Below are 22,897 nucleotides of genomic sequence, written 5' to 3'. Positions count from 1 at the left end.
AGGAACATCCGATGCTCTACGCCATTCTTTGCTACAACGACGAAAATCTTGTCTGGAACTGGTCCAAGGAAGAGGACGCCGCGACCATGGCACGCCTCGAGGCCGTCTCCGCCAAGATCGCCAGCCAGGGCAAGCTCGGCCCGGTCGCCCGCTTGCTGCCAACGTCAGCCGCCACGACCCTGCGCAAGACCGGCAAGGAAAATTTCATTCTCGATGGCCCCTTCGCCGAAACCAAGGAGCAGTTCCTGGGTTTCTTCGTCGTCGATTGCGAAAATCTCGAAGAGGCAATCGCCATGTCCAAAGACCTTGCCGAGGCCAACCCCGGCACCGGCTCCTATGAGATCCGGCCGCTTGCCCTCTACCATCCGCCCCAGAATTTTACAGGTAACCCCAAATGACTGACATTGCCTGGATCGACGCGGCACTCACTGGCGCTCGCCCCCAGGCAATGGGCGCCTTGCTGCGCTACTTTCGCAACCTGGACCTTGCCGAGGAGGCCTTCCAGGAAGCCTGCCTGCGGGCGCTGAAAAGCTGGCCCGACAAGGGCCCGCCGACCGATCCCGTCGCCTGGCTGATCTTGGTCGGCCGCAACGCCGGCGTTGACCAGACCCGCCGCCGCGCCAAGCTGACGGAACTGCCGCCCGAGGATCAGCTTTCCGATACCGGCGATGCGGAAGCGGGGTTGGTCGAACGTCTCGATGGCTCGCATTACCGAGACGATATTCTCCGCCTCCTCTTCATCTGCTGCCATCCGGATCTGCCGGCCACACAGCAACTGGCACTGGCGCTGCGCATCGTCTCCGGCCTTTCCGTCAAGCAGATCGCCAGGGCGTTTCTTGTGAGCGAAGCGGCGATGGAGCAGCGCATCACCCGCGCCAAGGCCAAGGTCGCGGCCGCCGGCATGCCGTTTGAAAATCCCGGCGCCGTCGAACGCTCCGAGCGGCTTGGCCTCGTTGCTGCCATGCTCTACCTCGTCTTCAACGAGGGCTATTCCTCTGCAGCTGCCAATCCTGATGCCACGCAGTTCTGTGACGAGGCTATACGTCTCGCTCGTCTCCTGTTGCGACTGTTTCCCGCCGAGCCGGAGATCATGGGCCTTCTGGCGCTGATGCTGCTGCAACACGCCCGTCGCAATGCGCGCCTGGATGCGAATGGTGCAATCATCCTGCTCGAAAAGCAGGATCGGACGCGTTGGGACGAGGGCCAGATCGGCGAGGCGCTAGCATTGATCGACAAGGCGCTCAGACATCGCCAGCCTGGCGCCTACCAGATCCAGGCGGCAATCGCCGCTCTCCATGCGCGCGCCAAGGTGGCCGAGGATACCGACTGGCGGCAAATAGAACTTCTCTACCGCATGCTGGAACAGCTGCAACCCTCGCCCGTCGTCACCCTCAATCGCGCGGTGGCGATTTCGAAGGCCGATGGTCCCGCCGCTGCTCTCGCGCTCATCGCGCCCCTGGAGAACGAACTCTCCAGCTACTTCTATTTCCATGGCGTCCGGGGCGGACTGTTGAAGCAACTCGGCGATGTTCGCGCCGCCCGCGAGGCTTTCAACCGCGCCATCGCACTCGCCAATTCGCCGGCTGAGGCCGCCCATATCCGCACGCACCTCGACCAGCTCGAAGCGGAAGCTGAACACGAAAAAACTTGAGATTTTTGCTGACGGTTGTCGGATCAACCGGATGACCGGCGTCCTTGGAACATCAGCAGATACAAACCAGATCTTACGGAGGATATTGCATGACCGACGCCGCCAACAACACCGCCGACCGCGAACTTGTCCTAGTCAGGACATTCGATGCGCCGGCCGCAAAGATCTACGAAGCCTGGACCACGCCGGACATTCTGAAGAAATGGTTCGCGCCCTTGCCATTCACCACACCGGAAGCACATCTCGACGTCCGAGCCGGAGGCGAAAACATGATCGTCATGCAGGACGCGGTCGGCAACAGATATCCGAATGTCGGAGTCTACCTCGAACTGGTTCCCAACGAGAAGATCGTCTTCACCGACGCGTTTACCGGAGGCTGGAAGCCCTCTGCCAAGCCGTTCTTCGTCGGCGAAATCCTGCTGGAAGAACAGCCGGGCGGCAAGACCAAATACACCGCCACCGCCCGCCATTGGACCGTCGAAGACAAGCAAGCGCATGAGACGATGGGATTCCACGAGGGTTGGGGCCAATGCGCCGACCAACTCGCCGCCCTTCTCGCCAAGTAGATTTCGATCAAGGATCAATCCGATGCAAACGCTTGATATTTCCGAGGCCCCCACCCGTGGCGCCAACATAGCCGGCTGGGTTCTGAGTGGCCTGCTCATCGCCTTCCTGATCTTCGACGGCGCGATCAAGCTCGTGCCGTTGCAGGTGGTTCTCGACACCAGCAGGGAGCTTGGCCTTCCCGCCGACGTCAATTCCGCACGTTTCCTCGGCGTGCTGACGCTAGGCTGCACACTACTCTACGCCATCCCGCGAACATCGATCCTCGGCGCCATCCTGCTCACCGGCTATCTCGGCGGCGCGATGGCTACGCACTACCGCCTCGGCAATCCACTGTTCTCCCACACGCTGTTCGGGCTTTATCTCGGGATTATCGCCTGGGGTGGATTGTATTTCCGCTATCCGTGGCTGCGGAAAGTGATACCTGTAAAGGCTTGACTAGGCCCTCCGCGAGTCATCTTGGGCTTCATCCGAGAAAGCCGCGCGGAGCGTTTCGCGCCCGTTCAATTGGCCCGCTTCCATCCCGCCGCCAGCACCCCTGCCCCGATCATCAATGAGCCGCCAGTGCGATTGACGATTCGCTGCACCCGCGGCTTGCGGATCTGCTTGCGCGCCATCGCGGCCAGCAGTGCGTAGAAGGATGCATTCAGCGTCGCCAACACAAGGAATGTCGCTTCGAAAATCACCAGTTGCGGCGCAAGCGATGCGGCTGGATCGAGGAACTGCGGCAGGAAGGCCACGAAGAAGATCAGGCTCTTGGGGTTCAGTGCCGTGACAAGATATGCATGCAGGAAGATTTTCAGCGGCTTTTCATTCGAAACCGGCTCATCGCCTTCCATTTGCGCGGCAGATGCGATGGGTGCGCGCCAGAGCTTGATACCGAGATAGATGAGATAAGCTGCTCCCACCCATTTGAGGATGGTGAAGATCGTTGCCGACGCCGCAAGCAGCGCACCGAGCCCCATCATCGACGCTGTCATCGCGGTGAAATCGCCGAGCGTTACACCTGCGACGGTGGCAAAGGCGACTTTCTTGCCGTGGCCGAGCGCGTAGGAAATCACCAGCAACACCGTGGGTCCGGGGATTGCGAGCAGGATTGCGGATGCCGCGCTGAATGCCAGCCAATGTTCGATCGACATGAAGAACCTCCCTGTTTGAAACCGGAGCAATCCACAGGCATTCGCGCTTTGCAACAGCAAAATCGAAAAACCGAACAGTCTGTTTCGCGCGGTTGCTCTTTAAATTCAGCACGATGACAGCCATGTTCGGGCCAATTGAGATTTGGAGCACATCGATGGAACTCGGCCTTTACACATTCGCAGACGTCAACCCCAACCCCGCACCCGGTCAGCGTGGGCCGGAGGGCGCCCAGCGGATGAAGAACCTGCTGGAGGAAATCGAGCTTGCCGACCAGGTCGGTCTCGACGTCTTCGGGCTTGGCGAGCATCATCGCGAAGATTACCTAGCCTCGGCGCCGGCAATCGCGCTCGCCGCGGCCGCTGCGCGCACCAAGAATATCAGGCTCACCAGTGCCGTCACCGTGTTGAGCTCCGATGATCCGGTACGCGTTTATCAGCAATTCGCCACTCTCGACCTGATCTCCAACGGCCGCGCCGAAATCATGGCGGGGCGCGGCTCCTTCATCGAATCCTTTCCGCTGTTCGGCTACGATCTTGGCGACTACGACGAGCTGTTTACCGAAAAGCTCGACCTCTTGCTGGCCATCCGCGACCAGGAGAAAGTCACGTGGTCGGGCGAGATGCGCAAACCGATCAACGACCGCGGCGTCTATCCGCGCTCCTTGCAGGATCCGCTGCCGCTGTGGATCGCTGTCGGCGGCACCCCGCAATCGGTCGCGCGCGCCGGCTATCTCGGCCTGCCGCTGGCCATTGCCATCATTGGAGGCGAGCCCGCGCGCTTTGCGCCGCTGTTCGATCTCTATCGTCAGGCGGCGGAAAAAGGTGGCCAGGATCCGGCCAAGCTGAAAACCTCCATCAATGTCCATGGCTTCGTCGCCGACACCGATCAGCTTGCCAAGGACCAGTTCTTCGGCCCTTCGACCGAGGTCATGAACCGTATCGGCCGCGAACGCGGTTGGGGTCCGTCGAGCCGGGCGCAATATGACCGTTCTACCGGCCCGGATGGCGCATTGTTCATCGGCGATCCGGAAACGCTGGCGAGAAAGATCATCGCCCACCACAAGATCTTCAACAACGATCGCTTCCTGCTGCAGATGGCAATCGGGCTGATGCCACATGACCAGATCTTGCGCGGCATCGAGCTCTACGGCACCAAGGTCGCGCCCATCGTTCGCCACGCGATCGGTAAATGAACTGATTGACCTATGTTCGAGGTCAGCGTTAGAAGCGACTGAAGCAAATCGGAAGAAGACATGGTCGTTTCCAACGATACAGAACTCGTCAAGCTCAGGGAAATCGGCCGCATCTGCGCCACGACGGTGCAGAAGATGGCCGCCGCCATGCAGCCCGGTATGACGACTGCCGAACTCGACGCCATCGGCCGCAAGCTGCTGGAGGATGAAGGCGCACAATCGGCGCCCGAGACCTGCTACAGCTTTCCCGGTGCCACCTGCATCAGCGTCAATGAAGAAGTCGCACACGGCATTCCAGGGCCGCGCGTGCTGAAGGCCGGCGATCTCGTCAATATCGATGTGTCTGCGGTCAAAGACGGCTATTTCAGCGACACCGGCGCCTCGTTCGTCATACCGCCCGGCCAGTCGAAGGCGGAAAAGCTTTGCCGCGACGGCAAGCGCGCGCTTTGGGTCGGGCTGAACCAGATCAAGGTCGGCCAACCCTATGCCAAGATTGGCCAGGCAATTGGCGCATTCGCCGCCAAGAACCGCTACACGCTGATCCAGAACCTGGCGAGCCATGGCGTCGGCCGCTCGCTGCACGAGGAGCCGTCGGAACTGGCGACATGGCCGGATCCCAGCGAACGGCGTATTATTCAGGAAGGTCAGGTCTTCACTGTCGAGCCGTTCCTGTCGCTTGGCGCTCAGTGGGCCGAGGCAAGCGACGACCCCTGGACCCTGCTCGCCGACAAGAAGACTCTGACCGTACAATACGAGCATACGGTGGTCGCCACCCGCAACGGCCCCCTCGTCATGACCCTGCCTGACTAATTGAAATCGGAACCTTCCGGCCGCTCTTGAGTTTATGTCGGGGACCCTTCTGGCGAAGGGGCGACAACTCGAGGAGCCAATATGAAAAAGCTATTGACCGCCGCCTTGGCCGGCACAATCGCCGTCTCCATGACGACTCCCGTGCTTGCACTCGATGCACAAGCACCTGCACCAGATGCCGCGACGGAGACAACCGGCGCCATCAATCGTGTGCCGCTGGTGGCCGGTGAAAACAGCTTCACCGAAAATCAGGCAAGAGAGCGCATCGAGGCTTCAGGCTTCACCAGTGTTTCCGGGCTGGCGCTCGACACCCAGGGCATCTGGCGCGGCAAGGCCGTCAAAGGATCGACACCGGTGGAGGTCGGCCTCGATTTCAAAGGCAACGTCGCAGCCCGGTAGGCTTCAACCTCGAGAAGGGAGAACGACCATGAAAACAATTACAGGACTTTTCGACACCTATGCCGAAGCCGAAAATGCCGTACTGGCACTCAGGGCCTCGGGCATTGCCGAAGACGATATCTCGCTTATCTCGCGCGATCCGACTCACGTTGTCGATGGCGCCGACTCGACAACCTCTGACGGCATTGGCGTCGGCTCCGGCCTCGGCCTCGTTGCCGGTGGCGCGGGCGGCCTGCTGGCAGGCCTCGGCATGCTTGCCATTCCGGGCATCGGCCCCGTCGTTGCAGCCGGCTGGCTTGCCTCGACCCTTGCCGGCGCAGCGGCCGGCGCAGTCGTGGGCGGAGCCACAGGCGGTGTCATCGGCGCGCTGACCAGCTCTGACATCACCGAGGAAGACGCCCACGTCTATGCCGAAAGCGTCCGTCGCGGCGGCTCGCTGGTGACCACCCATGTCCACGATGACCGCATCATCGAGGCTCAGGGCATTCTCGACCGCGCAGGCCGGGTCAATATCGGCGAACGCCGCCGCACCTACACGGAAGCCGGCTGGGAAGAATTCGACCCCAGCCTGACGGCTCGCGCATCCACGCAGGCAGAGGCTCGTGAGGAATGGGAAGATCGCCAGAGCAGCCGCCTCGGCAGGTTCTAAGGCGCAACACGCATCGACAGCACCAATTCGGCCGGGCCTTTTGTCCGGCCTTTTTCATGCTCGCGGCTGATAAACGTGAAAGCCGGCTAACCGCCGGATTACATCTGTGTCATGTTGGTTTGCAGCCATTGCAGGCACAAGGTTTCTAAACTACCGTCCGCGGCGAATAGATGCTCCGCAATCGTTTGCGGGGTGACAGCGGAGACTGATTGCATTGTTCAAGTCGTTCTTTCCCAAACCCACCGTCTTTTTCTCGTCGGCGGTGGCGTGGTCCATGGTATGCGGCGCAATCTGGTTCGGATTTCTTGGCAGTTGGCAAACTGCGTTGGCCTTTTTCGGCAAATTTGGCTCGAACGTGGCGGGTCCCGATGGCCGCATGCCATTTATCACGCCTGACCGCCTGTATATCTACACCTTCATCATCGGCGCCGGCATCTTATTCTCGCTGTACTGGACTTTCGCTAGCGACCACAAATGGCGGTCCTGGTCAGTTTGGGGCTCGACCGTCATCGTGCTCTCAACCTACTTCAACGTTCAGATCGATGTTTATCTGAACGAGTGGTACGGCACTTTTTATGACATGTTGCAGGCTGCGCTTTCGAAGACGCGCGTCGTTTCGGTCAACGAGTATTATGGATCCTTGTTCTCAGTCGGCTTGATCCTCGTCATCAGTATTTCGTTCATCGTTCTGCTGAGCTTCCTCGTTTCTCACTACATCTTCCGCTGGCGTACAGCGATGAACGACTACTACGTCTCTGAATGGCAGCGGTTGCGCATGGTGGAAGGTGCCTCGCAGCGTGTTCAGGAAGACACGATGCGTTTTGCCCGACAAGTCGAGAACCTCGGCGTGAACCTTGTCAGCTCTGTCATGACACTGATCGCATTTCTGCCGGTGCTGTGGACCATTTCCAGGCAAGTGAAGAACATCCCGATCATCGGCAATGTCGACGGCTCGCTGGTTTTCGTGGCGCTTATCTCGGCAAGCTTCGGCACGATCCTGCTCGCGCTTATCGGCTTCAAGCTACCCGGCCTGGAATTTCGCAATCAACGCGTCGAAGCGGCATACCGCAAGGAACTGGTTTACGGCGAGGATCACGCGCACCGCGCAGATCCGTTGACACTGGTGGAACTTTACTCCGCTGTTCGGCGCAACTATTTCCGGCTCTATTTCAACTACATGTACTTCAACGTCGCCAAGTGGGCCTACCTCCAGGGCGCCACATTCGTTCCCTATTTCGCGCTTGGCCCAACGGTGGTCACTGCCGGCATCACGTTCGGTGTGTTTCAGCAGGTTCTCAACGCATTTGGCAAGGTTGACGACTCATTCCGGTTCTTTGCGAACTCGTGGGCGGACATCGTCGAACTGTTGTCGATCTTCAAGCGACTTCGAGCCTTCGAAGCCGTGTTGGGCGATGAGCCCCTACCGACCATCGATCAGACGTATCTCGAAACCGGATTGGTTGACGACTAGGCCGGCTAGGCAGCGTATTCACTCAAAAGGCGGTTCCGACCGCCTTTTTCTTTGCCATATCAAGCGCCTGCGTATAATTCACGCACGCAACATCAGGCTTTGAACAGGTCTCAGTCAGGAACGTATCGAGCGCGTTCCAATACGCGCCGCCGTTCATCTCGACAAAGTGGAAGCCGAGTTGCAACGGTATCCGCTCGCCGTGATACTGCGCGTTGAAGGCATCACGAAATGCCGCCAGCGTCCGCGCCTCGAAGGTCGGCGCGCGCGCGATGTCATCCCTACCCTTCGAATGGCGGACATAGAGATTGTAATCCATGGCGATCACCAGCTTGCCACTCGGACCTTCCGGGATACGCGGCAGCGCAAAACGCATCAACCCATCGTCATTGACGACGCTGGCCGGCCCCTTTGACACTAGGCTGGCATCATAGCGAAAGCCATGCGCCTTCAACGCCGGGACAAGGCTGCTCCCGGTCGACAGATAAGGCACCCGAAACCCCTTGATGTCATTCTTGACGAAATCGGACCAGCCTTGCGGCTCCTGATCAGCCGCGCCGTTTTCTTTCCAGGCACCGAGCAGCGTGCGGTCGAAATCCGCAAATTCCTGCGCCCAATCCGCCTCAGACCAATCCTTGGCATCGAAATGCCCGCAGGCATGCGAGCCGATATCCTGGCCGGCCAGATGTGCCTGCCAGATGTGGCCAAGCCGCGTGCGCACCTCTGCGGAATCCTGTGCAAAGCCGGTATTGGAACGCCCCCGCTTCTGGTGCGGCGCCTGATAGGCGTGGCGCTCGGCCTGGCTCATCAGGAAGGTGCAGGACAGGAAATAGGTGAACTTCGCGCCGGTCTTTTCAGATAGCCGGAGCGACCGGTCCCAAAGCTGGTTGTTGTGCGCGCCGTCGAACGAAACGATAACCAACTGCTTTGGCTTTTCCTCAACCGGGCCGGCAACGGCAGACGCAGCGGAAAGCAGGGCGAGCGAAAGTGCAGAAAAAAGGCGCATGTCAAAACCGGCTGGAAAATGTCACCGCCATAATCATGAAAAATAAGGAGATTTGATGTTGATCAAACCTTCGCGCAGAACGCATTCATCCCGTCTAGCTTCGCCGTCCGCCCCTCCAGCACAGGCGCAAAGCCCGGCAGCACGACTGGAACGACCGTCTTGAACTTGGAAGGAATGGCGAAATCAGCAGGCTTGCGCGTCAGGTTGAAGACAAACAGCAACGTCTCGTCGCCCTTCTTGCGGGTGAAGGCAAGCAGGTCCTGATTGGTACTGATGAACTTGAAATCGCCGTCGACCATCGCGGCATGCGCCTTGCGGAACGCCAGCGTCTGCCGGTAGTGCGTCAGCACCGAGGCCTCGATGCCGTTCTGCGTATCGACCGCCATCGCCGCATGCTCAATGCCCACGGGTAGCCAGGGCTTGCCGGCAGAGAAGCCCGCATGCGGCAAGCCTGCCTGCCAGACCATCGGCGTGCGGCACCCATCACGACCCTTGAATGATGGCCAGAAGCGGATGCCATATGGGTCCTGCAAGTCCTCGAATGCAAGGTCGGCTTCGGTGAGCCCGAGCTCCTCGCCCTGATAGAGGCAGACCGAGCCACGCAGCGAAGCGATCACGCTGAGTGCGATCTTGGCGATCCGCGCCATGTCATCGCCTTCCTCGAAAAAACGGCTCACGTGACGCATCACGTCGTGATTGGAGAACGCCCAGCAGATCCATCCGCTCCCGGCCTCAGCCTCGACAGCCTCCACGCAGCGGCGGATATGTGTGGCAGTAAAATTCGGCGACAGCAGGTCAAACGTATAGCACATATGCAGCTTGTCGCCGCCCGAGGTGTAGGCGGCCACGGTCTGCAACGACCTCGCTCCGTCTCCGACCTCGCCCACCGATGTCCGGTTCGGATACTTGTCGAGCAGCGCCCGGAAACGCTTGAGAAAGCCGATATTCTCCGGCTGCGTCTTGTCGTAGAGGTGGTTCTGGAAACCGTAGGGATTGACGTCGGGCGCATCGGCGCTGGTCGCACCCTCGACCTTCACCAGCGGCGGATTATCGCGCAGCAACTTGTCGTGGAAATAGAAATTGACCGTATCCAGCCGGAAGCCGTCGACGCCGCGTTCGAGCCAGAATTTCACCGTATCCAGCAGCGCGTCCTGAACCTCGGCACTGTGGAAATTCAGGTCCGGCTGCGAGGTCAGGAAGTTGTGCATGTAGTATTGCATGCGCACGCCGTCCCACTCCCAGGCCGGGCCGCCGAAAATCGACAACCAGTTGTTGGGCGCGGTGCCATCCGGCTTGGCATTGGCCCAGACATACCAGTCGGCTTTCGGATTTTTGCGGCTCGAACGGCTCTCGATGAACCAGGGATGCTTGTCCGACGTGTGCGAAATCACCTGGTCGATCACCACTTTCAGCCCCAGCCTGTGGGCTTCCGCAACCAGCGCATCGAAATCCGCAAGCGTGCCGAACATCGGGTCGACGTCGCAATAATCCGAGACGTCGTAGCCCATGTCGGCCATCGGCGACTTGAAGAAGGGCGACAGCCAGATGGCATCGACGCCGAGTGAGGCGACGTGGCCGAGCCGGCTGGTGATGCCCTTGAGATCGCCGCTGCCGGTGCCATCGGTGTCCTGAAAGGAGCGCGGATAGATCTGGTAGATCACCGCTCCCCGCCACCAGTTTGCATCGGTCGTCGAGGCAGGGGCGGCAATGTTCATGGGGGAGCTCCGTGCGGGGAAAATTCTGCGGTCATTACCCTTTACCGGCAACGACCGATTCCGTAAACGGGGGTATCTCATTGCCCTCTCCCGAAGAGTTCCTCCATGAAGCAGATGCTGTCGATCGGCGAATGCATGATAGAAATCGCCAGCCTCGGCGGCGACCGGCTGCGCAAGGGTTTTGCCGGCGATACATTCAACACGGCATGGTACGCGCGGGCTTTCCTGCCGCCGGATTGGCGTGTCAGCTATTTCACGGCGCTCGGCGATGATCGCGCCTCTGATGATATGGAAGCCTTCATCGCTGGCGCGGGCATCGGCACGGAGTTCATCCGCCGACATCGGGGCAAGGCACCCGGCCTTTACATGATCCATCTCGATGGCGGCGAGCGCTCGTTCAGCTACTGGCGGAGTGTGTCGGCGGCCCGGCATCTGGCGGATGATCCGCAAGCGCTGCAAGCGGCTCTCGACCGTGCTGACACGATCTATTTCTCCGGCATCACGCTCGCCATCCTCACACCTGCTGCCCGCCAGACGCTGATCGAACTCCTGAGCCTGCAACGGGCGTTGGGAAAAACAATCGCCTTCGATCCCAACATCCGCCCGCGGCTTTGGAGCCATAAATCCGAAATGCTCGAGGCGATCACGGAGGCCGCACGCGTCTCCACACTGCTGTTGCCGAGCTTCGACGACGAGGCCACGCATTTCGGCGATGCCGACGTTGAAGCAACGGTCGAGCGCTACCGAGCGCTCGGCGTGGAGACGGTCGTCGTCAAGGATGGAGAAAAAGGCGCCACGATCGGTTCGGAAGCGGGCATTATCCATGTGCCTGCGCACCTGACGGAAGATGTGGTGGACACGACATCCGCCGGTGACAGCTTTAACGGCGGCTATCTTGCTGCCATCGCCGAGGGAAAAGATCCCAATGAGGCCGCGGCGTTTGGCGCCCGTGTTGCCGCAGCCGTCATCGGCCATCCCGGCGCCCTGATCGATCGCAAGGCTCTGAGGATCTAGCCTGACAGCTAGCGTCCTCTCTTGCCGAACCCAACTGGTTGGGTGCGACCAATCGGGTGTGGCTCGCGTCTGGTTCGGACAACTGCTCCGACCTGCTCTTGCTGGCGTCCGCCGTTCGCGGAGCGCTCGCGTTTCATTGCCTCGATTGCGGCATCGATGGAGTTGAGCCTGGCCCCATCGAGACCAGAGCTGGCAAAATCGCCATAAGTGTTACTGCTGCCACCGCGCGGGCCATAGTTGTTTGAATCGAGAGATCCGGCGAGGAAGCCGCATTCGATCAACTGCCAGATGCCGCCAATCAACGGTACGAAGATGACGAAAAACCAGGCGCCGGATTTGTTGCGATCATGGTAGCGTTTGACCGTGATTGCCACGTTTATCCAGACACAGAGGGCATAGACTGCCACCATGGCAAGCAAAATGCTTCCCCCGTTCTGATCGACGTATCCCCGGATTCCTTCCGAGCCTCGACCCGCAATGCTAACGCCGAACAGCATGATGGCGACCACGATAATCGCCAGGATAATTGCCTGCCCACCCCACCACTGCAGACGCCCGATACGCCCTTGGATGCCGAAGAGATAATTCATGACAGGCCTCAATACAGTTTGCGACGATCATTGGTTGCAAGCCAATAATATGAACGCGAAAGCAAATTAGTCCAATTGTATCGTCGGTTAGCGTAAACGAAATCTTGGCAACCAGGGAGAGTTCGGGGCACCTGCCCATCCGCTTGGTCGACCTGGCGCAGCGCTGGTTTTGGGCAAGCATATCCCGACGTCGATAATGCACCGGAGGGGTGCAAGTGGCCGAGCCGAACATCTGGCACATGCCGCGAGAGCATGGATTTAGCTTTCAACAGCCTCGTCATACGCCTGTAACAAAATCAGCACAAAAGCCATGCGCAGGACACATCGCCGGGATTCGAGCGCGGAACAACATGGCCAAAATCACGATCGTCACGGACGCGTGGCATCCCCAGGTGAACGGGGTGGTCCGTTCCCTCGACAGCACGATCGAGGAAATGCGGCGACTGGGCCATGAGATCATGATGGTGACGCCGGACCGCTTCCGCAACATACCACTACCCTCCTATCCCGAGATCCGTATTACCCTGACGCGCTACAAGACGGTGGCTGCCGAAATCGACAAGTTCCAGCCGTCATACGTGCACATAGCCACAGAAGGCCCGCTCGGTTATTACGCCCGCAAATGGTGCTTGAAGAACGGCATGCCGTTCTCGACCAGCTATCACACCCGCTTTCCGGAATATGTCTCGGCGCGCATCCCGCTGCCGAAAAGCATGCTTTACGGCATCGTCCGCCGGTTCCACAATGCCGGCAATCTCTGCATGGTTGCGACGCAAAGCCTCGAGAGCGAACTCGCCGGCCGCGGCTTTCGCAACCTCAAGCGCTGGACGCGCGGCATCGACCACATACTTTATGCGCCGCGGCCGCTGGAGGAAAAACCCTTCGGCCTTAAGCGTCCGATCTTCATGCTGGTCAGCCGGGTCGCAGTCGAGAAGAATATCCCGGCCTTCCTCGAGCTTGATTTGCCCGGCTCCAAGGTCGTCATCGGCGATGGTCCAGATCGGGAAAAGCTGGAGAAGGCGCATCCGGATGTGCTGTTCACCGGCGCGAAATTCGGCACGGAACTGGCCGAGCATTATGCGCAGGCCGATGTATTCGTCTTCCCATCGAAGACCGACACGTTCGGCAATGTCATTCTGGAAGCATTGGCCTCGGGCGTTCCGGTCGCGGCCTATCCCGTTACCGGCCCCGCCGACATTCTTGGTGGCCATCCCGAAGCGGGCGCGCTTGATTCAGATCTGCGTACGGCCTGCATCAAGGCGCTGGATTGCTCCCGCGAAGGCGCCCGGGCCTTGGCCGAAACCTTCACCTGGGAAGCGGCCACACATCAGTTCTTGACCAATGTCATGCGCGCCAACGGCGTGGCGCTGGCTGCGGAATAGACGAAGCATTGCATTTTCGCACGCTCTGCACTAACTTGGTCAGACTTAGCCAAGGAGCTACTCCATGCGTGTCGTGAACATGCTGGATGCCAAGACCAACCTTTCCAAACTTGTCGATGCCGTCGAGAGCGGCAGCGAGAGCGAGGTCATCATTGCCCGCAACGGACGGCCGGCTGCAAAACTTGTGCCGGTTGCGGCAGCGGCTCCACATCGGAAACTTGGCTTCCTCGACGGGAAATACCCGCCGATGTCTCTTGAGGATTTTAACGCCTCAGACGAAGAAATCGCAAAATTGTTTTATGGAGAGGATGAGTGAGACTGCTGCTGGATACGCATGTGGCGATCTGGGCGGTATCGCAATCTCATATGCTTTCCGACGATATCCTGTCCATGCTGCAAAAGGCGCCCGAAGATGCATTTGTTTCCTCAGTCAGCATCTTCGAAATCTCCGTCAAACATCAGCTAGGCAAGAAAGACTCACCGCCATTCAGCGGGAAACAAGCCATCGAGTACTTCAGCGCTGTCGGGTTCCAATTCTTGCAACTAACGCCCGAGCATGCCGCGGCAGCCGGAACACTGCCCTTGCATCACCGAGACCCCTTTGATCGCTTGTTGATTGCGCAAGCAAAAATCGAGCCGATGCACTTGGTAACCAAGGACAAGACGGTAACGCTTTACGACTGCCCACTGATGACCTGGTAGCGCGCCAACTTCATGGCACTGGCGGCGGAATAGCCTAATTCTACTTCTTCGGCTTCTTCTCACCCGCAGCCCTGCGGCCCGGATAATCTTTCTTATTCGTCTTGCCCTCGAACGGATTGACCGTGCCGCGATAGGCGATGCGGATCGGCACGCCGGTCAGCCCGAAGTCATCGCGCAGGCCGTTGATCAGGTAGCGCGTATAGCTTTCGGCCAGCGCCTCCGGGCGCGAGCAGCTGATGATGAAGCCCGGCGGACGTGCCTTGATCTGTGTCATGTATTTCAGCTTGATCCGGCGACCGGACACGGCCGGTGGCGGATGGCCCTGCGTCTGGAATTCCAGCCAGCGGTTGAGCTTGGCTGTCGAGACGCGCTTGTTCCAGATCTTGTCGGTATCCACGACGGCCTGCATCAACCGGTCGAGCCCCTCGCCCGTTTCGCCGGAAACGGTGACGGCGCGGATGCCGCGCACCTGCGGCAACAGTCGATCGGTTTTTTCACGCAGGTCGGCGAGCACCTTCTGGCGGTCCTCGATCAGGTCCCACTTGTTGAAGGCAAGCACCACGGCACGGCCTTCGCGGACTGCAAAATCGACGATATGCAGGTCCTGCTTCTCGAATGGGATGGTCGCATCGAAGACGATAACCACGGTCTCGGCAAAACGCACGGCGCGCAACGTATCGGCAACCGACAGCTTCTCGAGCTTTTCCGTGACCTTGGCGCGGCGGCGCATGCCGGCGGTATCGAACATCTTGATGGTGCGACCACGCCACGACCATTCCACCGAGATGGAATCGCGGGTAATGCCGGCTTCGGGTCCGACCAGCAAACGGTCCTGCCCGAGATACTTGTTGATCAGCGTCGACTTGCCGGCATTCGGGCGGCCGACGACGGCGATCCTGAGCGGCTTGGTCTCGTCATAGATCGGCTCGAAATCCTCGTCTTCTTCCTCGCCTTCGGCAGGTTGGGGCAGATCGACATCGGTTTCGGCGACGTCCTCTTCGTCCTCGAAGGCCTTTTCCTCGCCGATCGCCGCGACGATGGCGTCGCGCAGGTCGATCATGCCCCCGCCATGTTCAGCCGAGATCGGGCATGGCTCGCCAAGCCCGAGCGTGAAGGCGTCATAGAAGCCTCCATCGGAGCCCCGCGCCTCCGATTTGTTGGCGACCAGCACGACCGGCTTGCCGCGACGGCGCAGCATTTCAGCGAATGTTTTGTCCAGGGGTGTCAGGCCGTACTTCGCATCGACCAGGAACAGCGACACATCGGCTTCTTCGATCGCCAGCTCCGTCTGGGCGCGCATGCGGCCCTCGAGCGTGTCTTCGTGAGCCTCCTCGAGGCCAGCCGTGTCGATGATGCGGAACCTGAGATCGATGAGCTTGGCGTCGCCGGGACGACGGTCGCGCGTCACGCCGGGCGTGTCGTCGACCAGCGCAAGTTTCTTGCCTACAAGGCGGTTGAACAGTGTCGACTTACCAACATTGGGACGCCCGACAATTGCCACAGTGAATGTCATTGAACGCTCCGCTTGTCAGTCAGGTCAGATCGCCGGGAAATCAGGACAGCTTGCCGCTGGCCGTGATCAGGGCGAGCATTGTGCGGGCGCGGTTCACAGCCCCACCCGGTGCTTCCTGGTCGTCGACAATCAGCTGGAACCAGTCGCGCGCCTTGGCATAATCGCCGCCCTTGTAGGCAGACAGACCCAAAGCCTCGCGGGCGCCATGGCGCATCTGCGACGAGGGAACGGCGAGCTCCTCGACTTCGGCCGCAACCTGGTCATAGGTGCCGTTGTCGACCAGCAGCCATGCAGCCCGCAGGCGCGAGGCATTGCGGATCGCTGACGGAACCGATTGATCCTTGCCGATTGCCGAGAAGTCGGTTGCCGCCGCAGCGGCATCGCCCTTTTCAGCCTTCAAGGTCGCAAGCCGCATCCGGGCAAGAACGGGATAGGCACCGAAGCCATCCTTGGTGAGCGCCTCAAGCGCCTTCGCAGCCTCGTCGGCACGCGCGCCTTCGGCATCCTTGATGGCGGAGAGGTAACGGTCGCCGGAGGCCGACGACTGCTTGCTTTCCCACCACTGGTAAAGAGAGGAGCCGGCGACGCCGACGACGATCAGCACGGCAACACCGATGATAATGGGCCGGAACCGCCGCCAGACGGTTTTCATCTGGTCGGAACGCAGCTCTTCGTTTACCTCGCGGATAAAACTGTCATTGTCATTCATCATCGTCATATCGTCGTCCGTCTGGCGCATTCAGTATGGAAATGCCGCTTCTAAACGATTTTTGCCGAGATGTAAGGGGGGATCGGGAGAATCTCACACCGCCATGACAGGAACGCCGATCAGCAGCGTGTGCAGCTTCATCACGATCAGCCCATAGACCACCAGTCCGATCACCACGGCCGCGATGTCATAAGTCCACGACTTGTACGGCCGGACAACGAGTTCGCCGCTCCGCTCGCGACGCTTGTATGAAATTCGGAGGATGGCGCCCCAGGCGAGAAACGCAGCAAACAGGATGACCTGTACCGTCTCGCCATTGGCCAGCAGATGCGCCAAGGCCCAGATCTTCACGGCCAGCACCATCGGATGCTTGGTGTAGGTGGCGATGTAACCGGCAGGCAAGAAGGTCGACACAAGAACGACAATCGCGATCAGCATCAGCAGGAGCGTGATATGTGCCAGAAACACCGGGGGCGTGTAGAGGACGCCGGTTTCCATCCGCGCCTGGCCGAAGCCATAGATGAGAAGACAGAGCGAGGCGATGGCCGCAATCGAGAACAACAAGCGATAGCCGCCCTTGCCCATTGAGCCTATTAGCCGCGCCTTGAGGTCAGGCATAAGCGGGCCGACGAGATGAAAGCCGAGAAAGAGAACAAGTCCGATAAGAAAAAGCGCCATTGTGCCATGCCTCGTTTGATCTGCTCGAGACTTACGGGCAACAGCCGCACAATGCCAGAGGCATAAGAGTCAAATCAGTGGTCAAACGTGATCCTGCTTGCCGGCGATGGAGATCACATCTTCGCCGAGCCACTGGCGGATCTTGTCCTCCAACCGTTCGGGCGTGACCGGCTTGATGACATAATCGTCCATGCCCGAGGAAAGGCAAAGCTCTCGCTCGGATTCCTGCATATGGGCGATAACGCCGATGATCGGTGTGTGTCCGCCGCTCGCCGCCTCGATAGCTCGAATGCGCGCAGTCGCCTGAAATCCGTCGAGGACCGGCATGGATGTGTCCATCAGCACGACCAGCGGCGTTTCGCGCTGCCACGCCGCTACGGCTTCCTCGCCATTGCTGACAAGGATGAAATCCAGCCCGGCCGCCTCGAAAATCTGCGAAAAGAACATCCGGTTCACCTCGTTGTCTTCGGCAACAAGGATATAAGGGCGCCTGGCGGCTGGTTCGGGATTGCTCGATGGTATCGCCGCATCGTCTTGTGCAACATCCGCTGAAGGCTTTGACGTCGCAACCGCCGGCCTCAGCGGCAGCACGCTCGGCGCGTTGCGGCGAGGCATGCGTCCGGCGCGGATGACCTCAATCAGCGTGTCGCGCAGGAACAGCTCCCGGATCGGCTTGATGATCTGCGCCTGCACGTTCGGATCATCTGCCAGATTGGTATCAGAGCCGAAATCGCGCGACGTCAGCACGATGATCGACAGGCCGGCAAATCTGGGGTTGGCGCGGATTTGCCGCACGAGCTCGGCGCCATCCATGTCGGGCATCTGCCCATCCATGAGCAGCACATCGACATCGACTTCGTTCTCGGCAGCCGCTTCGAGAATGGATAGCGTGGTGGCCCCGTCCGGTGCGCCGACACAATCGAAGCCCCAGTTCGCGACCTGCTCGATCAGGTGGGTGCGGGCAACCTCGTGGTCGTCGGCAATCAGGATTCTCGCCGAGATCACATTTGCGGGTATCGGCTTCGGGCGAGCTTGTTCCTCGGCCACCTTGACCGGAAGGCTGAAGGTGAACGTCGAGCCCTTGCCTTCGGCGCTGTGCACCGAGATCGTGCCGCCCTGGATATGAGCCAGCCGCTGGGCAATGGCGAGACCGAGACCGGTGCCATCCCGACGGCTGGTAGAGGATTCGACTTGCGAGAATTTCTCGAAGATCGCGCCGAGCATGTCGGCTGGAATCCCGACACCGGTATCTTCCACCGATATTCCGATGATGGCTTGGCCCATACCGTCATTGACGACGCCGGTATTGATGGCGACGTGACCGCGCTCGGTGAATTTCACCGCGTTGCTGACGAGATTGGCAACGATCTGGCGGAACCGGGTCGCATCACCCATCACCTGGCGCGGCACACCCTCGGAATGCCGGACGATCAATTCGAGATCTTTCTCCGACGCCCTGAAGCCGAACAGCGACACTACGTCTTCAATGGCTTCGGCGGGATCGAACGCGGCATACTTCAGCTCGAAATTGCCGGCATCGAGCTTGGAAATGTCGAGAATATCATTGATGACCGTCAGCAACGTCTTACCCGACTTGACGATGATGTCGGTGAACGCCTTTTGGCGGGTGTCGAGTTGCGATTTCGACAGCAGTTCCGCCATGCCCAGGATACCGTTCATCGGCGTGCGGATTTCGAGGCTCATATTGGCCAGGAATTCGGATTTCGCGCGGTCGGCGGCTTCCGCCTTGGCGATCAGGCGCTTGAGTTCGGCCTCGCGCCGCACCACCAGCGTCTCGTCGCTGCAGATGACCACGGTCTGGCCCTTGGCACCGCCGCGCATTTCCAGATGCACCCAGCGCTCGTTGTCGAGCGGGAAGTCGTAAGCAACATCCTTCCCTCCTGAGAGTGCAAGCCGGAACCGTTCGACGCTTTCGTCGATTTCCACTTGGCTGGCGGCGCGATTTTGCAATGCGGTGGCTCGGTAGAGATCTTCCCAGCATGCGCCAGGCACGATCAGCCGGTCCGGCACATTGAACAGGGTTGCAAGGCTGCCATTGGCAAAGATAATTCGGTCGCCCTCGATCACCATCAGGCCTTCAGGCATCATGTCGGTGGCGGTGCGGACAAGCTGCAGAGCGTTTTCGGCATCGCTATGGGCTTCGGCGACTTCGGAGTCACGCTTTCGGAGCTCGGTCAGGTCGACATAGCAGAGCAGCGAGCGGCCGTCGGAAAGCGGAATGCTCGAATAGAGAAGTGACCTGCCGTTGAGCAGCAGGGCTTCGCGTGGCTCGATCCGGCCAGCGCGGATCTCGGCCGCCCGCCGCTCGTAGTAAGCATCGAAGGAGCTGTTGGCCACCGGGCTGCGGCCTTTAATGTAGTTTTCATGCATCAGGTCGCGCAGGGGACGCCCGATCATGTCGGCAAGCCCGTACTCTCCGGACTCGCCGGAGATCACCTTTTTATAGGCTTCGTTCATCAGCTGGATATTCAAATCCTTGTCGAGGACGATTAGCCCTATATCGACGCTCGAAACGATGTTCTCTATGTCCAGTCGCGCCGCTTGCATCTGCTCGACGGCTTCCTTGAGCTGCAATTCACGCTGGCGTATTGCCGAGATGTCGACGAGTGTGCCGACGATGAACGGCGTGCCTTTGGCCGTGATCAGCCGGCCGATTTTGACGATACTGGGTGCAATCCGACCATTGGCAACTGGAACATCTTCCTCAAGCGAATATTCCTCGCCGGTCTCCAGCGTCCGGACATTCGCAAGATCGGCGTGCCGGGCATAATCCGGATCGCCAACGACCTCCTCGACATCAGTCCCGATCAGCTCATCGTAGCTCCGCCCGAAGAAATCCGCATAGGCCTGATTGATGAAAGCCAGTTTCCTGTCCGGCCCACGCACGAATGCCGCCACAGGCAGGCGATTGAGGAGTTCGCGATACAGGCTGACATGCTCGATATGCTCCTCGAGCAGCAACTCCCTGTTCTTCATCTCGGTGACGTCGAGACGCAAGCCGAAGATCGAGCCGTCCGGCTGGCGGCGGTTGATGACATGCAGCCAGCGGCCATTCGGCAGCTTGGCATATTCTGAGAGCCGCTCACGTCCGTAGAAAGCCAGCTTCTCTTCGATCGCGTGGTCACGGCTTTCCGGCGACAAGGGGAAGCTATCGGGAAACGCCTTGGCGAGGGAATCGTAGCCGGCCGCCAGGCTCTCGCGCAGGTCCATGCCGAGCTGCAGGTTGTCGATGAAGCCTTCATAATAGTTCCTCAGCCGCTCGTTGAAATAGACGAGCTTATGATCCTTGCTCCAGATGCAAAGACCGACGTCGAGCTCTTCGGTCAGTTGCTCGAATTGCTGCCTATCGAGATCGCCGCCGGGCGCGTCGGCGTGGTCCGTGGCCTTGTGATTATCGACAGCGGCCGAAGGCTGCTGCCTCGCCAGCGGTGCTTGAACAGCTTCCACCGGAGCTATCCTCTGAGCGGCAAAGACACCGTAGAGAAATGTCTGGCCATCGGCGAGCGTGAACCGCTCAAGCTCAATCCGGAACCTGCCCTTGCCGAACGGGTGGGAGAAATTGGCAGCCTGCTCCTCGCCGAAAACCAGACAGGCCCGCTCCTTGTCCTCGATATGCAGCAGCGCTTCGATTTCTTCATGATCGCCTCGGCCGGTGCCGATCAGGTCGGAGATCGAGGCACTGAAAAGCTGTGCATAGGCATCGTTGACCGCTACATAGACCAACTCGCTATTCTTGATGAAAGCGGGTTCCGGCAGATCGATAATTCGATCGCAGATTTTGTCGAGCAATGGATCGCGGTAGTAGATCAAAATGTTCTCCCGCTTATTGGCGGACTGCGCAGAGCTATCCTATTAGCAGGGCCCGGTTGAAGAATTGGTTAACCATAAGGTGTGAATCGTTAAGGGTGATCGCAGCCCTGCTGGCGCAGCAAGAACAGCCGCTGCTCGTTTCGCGCCAGCCATTCCGCTTCTCATGTCGCGCAAACGATGGCTGGACAAACCGGAATCTGTCATCATTATGTATATGCAAATAGAATCTGGAACGGGCACGACATGAGCACTGAGGGAACACTGGCTGCGACCATTCACGAAGAACAATCCGGCGATGGTGCCCGTCGCCGGCGCCCCGGCGGCCGCGGTGGAGACCGCACCCGCAAGTCCAGCGGCGCCTCCTACCTCAACCTCAAGAACGACCGCGTGAAAACCGAGCTTCTTTCAGCCGACCAGCTGGAGGCGATCCACAACGCCTCGCTGACCGTGCTGGAAGAAATCGGCATGGATATCATGCTGCCGGAAGCGCGCGAACGCATGCAGGCGCATGGCGCGCAAGTCACCCCCGGCAGCGAGCGCGTTCGTTTCGACCGTGGGCTGATCATGGACATGAGCTCGACCGTGCCGAAGGAATTCACCCTGCATGCCCGCAATCCGCTCCGCAATGTGCAGATGGGCGGCAATAATCTGGTCTTCGCGCAGGTCGCCTCGGCACCCTTTGTCTCCGACCTCGACGGCGGTCGCCGCACCGGCAACCAGAAGGACTACCGCGACCTGCTGAAGCTTGCCCAGTCCTATGACATCATCCACACGACCGGCGGCTATCCGGTCGAACCCGTCGATATCCACGCCTCTGTCCGCCACCTCGATTGCATCTCCGACCTCATCAAGCTGACCGACAAGCCGTTCCACGCCTATTCGCTCGGCAAGCAGCGCAACACCGACGCCATCGAGATGGCCCGCATCGGCCGTGGCATTTCCATGGAGCAGATGGAGCGCGAGCCGTCACTGTTCACCATCATCAATTCGTCGTCACCGCTGCGTCTCGACGGACCGATGCTCCAGGGCATCATCGAAATGTCCTCGACCAACCAGGCAGTTATCCTGACGCCGTTCACACTGGCCGGAGCCATGGCCCCTGTGACCATCGCCGGCGCGCTCGTCCAGCAGAATGCCGAAGCCCTGTGCGGCATCGCCTTTACCCAGATGGTGCGTCGCGGCGCGCCCGCCGGTTACGGCGGTTTCACCTCGAATGTCGACATGAAGACGGGCGCGCCTGCTTTCGGCACCCCGGAATACATGAAGGCGGTGATCGCCGGCGGCCAGCTCGCCCGCCGCTATGGCTTCCCCTATCGCACGTCCAACACCAACGCCGCCAACACCATCGACGCACAGGCTGCCTATGAATCGGTCTTCTCGCTCTGGGGCGTCATCGAGGGCGGCGGCAATTTCATCATGCATTCGGCCGGCTGGACCGAAGGCGGCCTGACGGCGTCCTTCGAAAAATTCATCCTCGACGTCGATCTCCTGCAGATGGTCGCCGAATTCATGAAGCCGATCGATGTGTCGGACGATGCACTCGGCCTCGATGCCATCCGCGATGTCGGCCCCGGCGGCCACTTCTTCGGCACACCGCACACGCTGGCGCGTTACGAGACCGCCTTCTATTCGCCGATCATCTCGGATTGGCGCAACAACGAGACCTGGGTCGAGGCCGGCAGCCCGACGGCTTTCGACAAGGCCAACAAGGTCTACAAGTCAACGCTCGCCAACTATGAGCGCCCGCCGATCGATCCCGCCGTCGAGGAAGAACTCGACGCCTTCGTTGCCAAGCGCAAGGAAGAAGGCGGCGTGGCTACGGACTTCTGATCGCACACTGCCATTTTTCGTCACCATGTCGTTCTATCCTCGGATGGAACGACA

At 59.9% G+C, this 22,897-nt stretch carries 22 protein-coding genes; 14 read left to right on the top strand and 8 right to left on the bottom strand.

Translation table 11 applies throughout. The features are described from left to right. Positions 1–11 precede the first annotated feature (11 nt). From ACXHRN_RS04890 to ACXHRN_RS04875, 4 genes are all read left to right on the top strand, one after another. On the top strand, positions 12–398 hold the full coding sequence (locus ACXHRN_RS04890; protein ID WP_488640217.1) for a YciI family protein: 387 nt from the start codon (positions 12–14) through the stop codon (positions 396–398). Beyond that, positions 395–1,651: an RNA polymerase sigma factor gene (locus ACXHRN_RS04885; RefSeq protein ID WP_488640216.1), complete on the top strand. Its 1,257-nt coding sequence runs from the start codon at positions 395–397 to the stop codon at positions 1,649–1,651. Before ACXHRN_RS04890 ends, ACXHRN_RS04885 begins: the two co-directional genes overlap by 4 nt. An 89-nt stretch (positions 1,652–1,740) precedes the next feature. Continuing rightward, the gene (locus tag ACXHRN_RS04880) at positions 1,741–2,217 is read left to right on the top strand and encodes an SRPBCC family protein (RefSeq protein ID WP_488640215.1); all 477 of its coding nucleotides are present in this window, start codon (positions 1,741–1,743) and stop codon (positions 2,215–2,217) included. A 22-nt stretch (positions 2,218–2,239) separates the two neighbouring features. Beyond that, complete coding sequence (locus ACXHRN_RS04875) at positions 2,240–2,653, top strand: DoxX family protein (protein ID WP_488640214.1); 414 nt, start codon at positions 2,240–2,242, stop codon at positions 2,651–2,653. A gap of 65 nt (positions 2,654–2,718) precedes the next feature. Here ACXHRN_RS04875 and ACXHRN_RS04870 read toward each other — a convergent pair whose 3' ends face one another. Next, on the bottom strand, positions 2,719–3,354 hold the full coding sequence (locus tag ACXHRN_RS04870) for a LysE family translocator (protein ID WP_488640213.1): 636 nt from the start codon (positions 3,352–3,354) through the stop codon (positions 2,719–2,721). 155 nt (positions 3,355–3,509) lie between these two features. Here ACXHRN_RS04870 and ACXHRN_RS04865 point away from each other — a divergent pair, with 155 nt between their 5' ends. The 5 genes from ACXHRN_RS04865 to sbmA all read left to right on the top strand — a co-directional run bounded on the left by ACXHRN_RS04865 (position 3,510) and on the right by sbmA (position 7,876). After that, positions 3,510–4,547, top strand: a complete 1,038-nt coding sequence (locus ACXHRN_RS04865; protein WP_488640212.1) for an LLM class flavin-dependent oxidoreductase — start codon at positions 3,510–3,512, stop codon at positions 4,545–4,547. A gap of 60 nt (positions 4,548–4,607) precedes the next feature. Continuing rightward, the gene (map, locus tag ACXHRN_RS04860) at positions 4,608–5,357 is read left to right on the top strand and encodes a type I methionyl aminopeptidase (RefSeq protein WP_488640211.1); all 750 of its coding nucleotides are present in this window, start codon (positions 4,608–4,610) and stop codon (positions 5,355–5,357) included. Between the two features lie 81 nt (positions 5,358–5,438). Beyond that, a complete protein-coding gene (locus ACXHRN_RS04855) occupies positions 5,439–5,756 on the top strand; it encodes a PepSY domain-containing protein (RefSeq protein ID WP_488640210.1) in 318 nt (105 codons plus the stop codon). A 28-nt stretch (positions 5,757–5,784) separates the two neighbouring features. Then, positions 5,785–6,405: a hypothetical protein gene (locus tag ACXHRN_RS04850; protein ID WP_488640209.1), complete on the top strand. Its 621-nt coding sequence runs from the start codon at positions 5,785–5,787 to the stop codon at positions 6,403–6,405. Between the two features lie 214 nt (positions 6,406–6,619). Next, entirely contained in the window at positions 6,620–7,876 is a 1,257-nt protein-coding gene (gene sbmA / locus ACXHRN_RS04845; RefSeq protein ID WP_488640208.1) for a peptide antibiotic transporter SbmA, read from the top strand. 22 nt (positions 7,877–7,898) lie between these two features. Here the strand turns inward: sbmA and ACXHRN_RS04840 are convergent, their stop codons facing one another. Continuing rightward, a complete protein-coding gene (locus ACXHRN_RS04840) occupies positions 7,899–8,879 on the bottom strand; it encodes a polysaccharide deacetylase family protein (protein WP_488640207.1) in 981 nt (326 codons plus the stop codon). 62 nt (positions 8,880–8,941) lie between these two features. Beyond that, positions 8,942–10,594: a beta-galactosidase BglA gene (gene bglA / locus ACXHRN_RS04835; RefSeq protein ID WP_488640206.1), complete on the bottom strand. Its 1,653-nt coding sequence runs from the start codon at positions 10,592–10,594 to the stop codon at positions 8,942–8,944. A gap of 105 nt (positions 10,595–10,699) precedes the next feature. Here bglA and ACXHRN_RS04830 point away from each other — a divergent pair, with 105 nt between their 5' ends. Then, on the top strand, positions 10,700–11,608 hold the full coding sequence (locus ACXHRN_RS04830) for a sugar kinase (RefSeq protein WP_488640205.1): 909 nt from the start codon (positions 10,700–10,702) through the stop codon (positions 11,606–11,608). An 8-nt stretch (positions 11,609–11,616) separates the two neighbouring features. On the opposite strand, the gene ACXHRN_RS04825 is transcribed toward ACXHRN_RS04830, so the two are convergent. After that, entirely contained in the window at positions 11,617–12,198 is a 582-nt protein-coding gene (locus ACXHRN_RS04825) for a DUF805 domain-containing protein (protein WP_488640204.1), read from the bottom strand. Between the two features lie 350 nt (positions 12,199–12,548). On the opposite strand from ACXHRN_RS04825, the gene ACXHRN_RS04820 reads away from it, so the two are divergent. From ACXHRN_RS04820 to ACXHRN_RS04810, 3 genes are all read left to right on the top strand, one after another. After that, positions 12,549–13,580, top strand: a complete 1,032-nt coding sequence (locus ACXHRN_RS04820) for a glycosyltransferase family 4 protein (protein WP_488640203.1) — start codon at positions 12,549–12,551, stop codon at positions 13,578–13,580. Between the two features lie 64 nt (positions 13,581–13,644). Then, on the top strand, positions 13,645–13,896 hold the full coding sequence (locus tag ACXHRN_RS04815) for a type II toxin-antitoxin system Phd/YefM family antitoxin (RefSeq protein ID WP_488640202.1): 252 nt from the start codon (positions 13,645–13,647) through the stop codon (positions 13,894–13,896). Further along, a complete protein-coding gene (locus ACXHRN_RS04810; protein WP_488640201.1) occupies positions 13,893–14,282 on the top strand; it encodes a type II toxin-antitoxin system VapC family toxin in 390 nt (129 codons plus the stop codon). Before ACXHRN_RS04815 ends, ACXHRN_RS04810 begins: the two co-directional genes overlap by 4 nt. Before the next feature lie 40 nt (positions 14,283–14,322). Here ACXHRN_RS04810 and der read toward each other — a convergent pair whose 3' ends face one another. From der to ACXHRN_RS04790, 4 genes are all read right to left on the bottom strand, one after another. Next, on the bottom strand, positions 14,323–15,795 hold the full coding sequence (gene der, locus ACXHRN_RS04805) for a ribosome biogenesis GTPase Der (protein ID WP_488640200.1): 1,473 nt from the start codon (positions 15,793–15,795) through the stop codon (positions 14,323–14,325). Positions 15,796–15,835: 40 nt separating this feature from the next. Further along, the gene (locus tag ACXHRN_RS04800) at positions 15,836–16,507 is read right to left on the bottom strand and encodes a tetratricopeptide repeat protein (protein WP_488641830.1); all 672 of its coding nucleotides are present in this window, start codon (positions 16,505–16,507) and stop codon (positions 15,836–15,838) included. A 90-nt stretch (positions 16,508–16,597) separates the two neighbouring features. Beyond that, positions 16,598–17,182, bottom strand: a complete 585-nt coding sequence (locus ACXHRN_RS04795; protein ID WP_488640199.1) for an NnrU family protein — start codon at positions 17,180–17,182, stop codon at positions 16,598–16,600. 81 nt (positions 17,183–17,263) lie between these two features. Continuing rightward, positions 17,264–21,013, bottom strand: a complete 3,750-nt coding sequence (locus ACXHRN_RS04790) for a response regulator (RefSeq protein ID WP_488640198.1) — start codon at positions 21,011–21,013, stop codon at positions 17,264–17,266. 243 nt (positions 21,014–21,256) lie between these two features. Between ACXHRN_RS04790 and ACXHRN_RS04785 the strand changes: the two genes are divergently transcribed. Further along, the gene (locus ACXHRN_RS04785) at positions 21,257–22,843 is read left to right on the top strand and encodes a trimethylamine methyltransferase family protein (protein ID WP_488640197.1); all 1,587 of its coding nucleotides are present in this window, start codon (positions 21,257–21,259) and stop codon (positions 22,841–22,843) included. Positions 22,844–22,897: the final 54 nt, after the last annotated feature.

The sequence above is a fragment of the Shinella sp. OV683 genome, from assembly GCF_057787725.1.
This window is presented reverse-complemented; position numbering and strand designations above follow the sequence as displayed.

Bases quoted from the DNA above. Each gene is read 5' to 3' on its own strand.
- ACXHRN_RS04890 (WP_488640217.1), top strand. From the start codon at position 12: ATGCTCTACGCCATTCTTTGCTACAACGACGAAAATCTTGTCTGGAAC.
- ACXHRN_RS04885 (WP_488640216.1), top strand. From the start codon at position 395: ATGACTGACATTGCCTGGATCGACGCGGCACTCACTGGCGCTCGCCCC.
- ACXHRN_RS04880 (WP_488640215.1), top strand. From the start codon at position 1,741: ATGACCGACGCCGCCAACAACACCGCCGACCGCGAACTTGTCCTAGTC.
- ACXHRN_RS04875 (WP_488640214.1), top strand. From the start codon at position 2,240: ATGCAAACGCTTGATATTTCCGAGGCCCCCACCCGTGGCGCCAACATA.
- ACXHRN_RS04870 (WP_488640213.1), bottom strand. From the start codon at position 3,354: ATGTCGATCGAACATTGGCTGGCATTCAGCGCGGCATCCGCAATCCTG.
- ACXHRN_RS04865 (WP_488640212.1), top strand. From the start codon at position 3,510: ATGGAACTCGGCCTTTACACATTCGCAGACGTCAACCCCAACCCCGCA.
- map (WP_488640211.1), top strand. From the start codon at position 4,608: ATGGTCGTTTCCAACGATACAGAACTCGTCAAGCTCAGGGAAATCGGC.
- ACXHRN_RS04855 (WP_488640210.1), top strand. From the start codon at position 5,439: ATGAAAAAGCTATTGACCGCCGCCTTGGCCGGCACAATCGCCGTCTCC.
- ACXHRN_RS04850 (WP_488640209.1), top strand. From the start codon at position 5,785: ATGAAAACAATTACAGGACTTTTCGACACCTATGCCGAAGCCGAAAAT.
- ACXHRN_RS04840 (WP_488640207.1), bottom strand. From the start codon at position 8,879: ATGCGCCTTTTTTCTGCACTTTCGCTCGCCCTGCTTTCCGCTGCGTCT.
- bglA (WP_488640206.1), bottom strand. From the start codon at position 10,594: ATGAACATTGCCGCCCCTGCCTCGACGACCGATGCAAACTGGTGGCGG.
- ACXHRN_RS04830 (WP_488640205.1), top strand. From the start codon at position 10,700: ATGAAGCAGATGCTGTCGATCGGCGAATGCATGATAGAAATCGCCAGC.
- ACXHRN_RS04825 (WP_488640204.1), bottom strand. From the start codon at position 12,198: ATGAATTATCTCTTCGGCATCCAAGGGCGTATCGGGCGTCTGCAGTGG.
- ACXHRN_RS04820 (WP_488640203.1), top strand. From the start codon at position 12,549: ATGGCCAAAATCACGATCGTCACGGACGCGTGGCATCCCCAGGTGAAC.
- ACXHRN_RS04815 (WP_488640202.1), top strand. From the start codon at position 13,645: ATGCGTGTCGTGAACATGCTGGATGCCAAGACCAACCTTTCCAAACTT.
- der (WP_488640200.1), bottom strand. From the start codon at position 15,795: ATGACATTCACTGTGGCAATTGTCGGGCGTCCCAATGTTGGTAAGTCG.
- ACXHRN_RS04800 (WP_488641830.1), bottom strand. From the start codon at position 16,507: ATGATGAATGACAATGACAGTTTTATCCGCGAGGTAAACGAAGAGCTG.
- ACXHRN_RS04795 (WP_488640199.1), bottom strand. From the start codon at position 17,182: ATGGCGCTTTTTCTTATCGGACTTGTTCTCTTTCTCGGCTTTCATCTC.
- ACXHRN_RS04785 (WP_488640197.1), top strand. From the start codon at position 21,257: ATGAGCACTGAGGGAACACTGGCTGCGACCATTCACGAAGAACAATCC.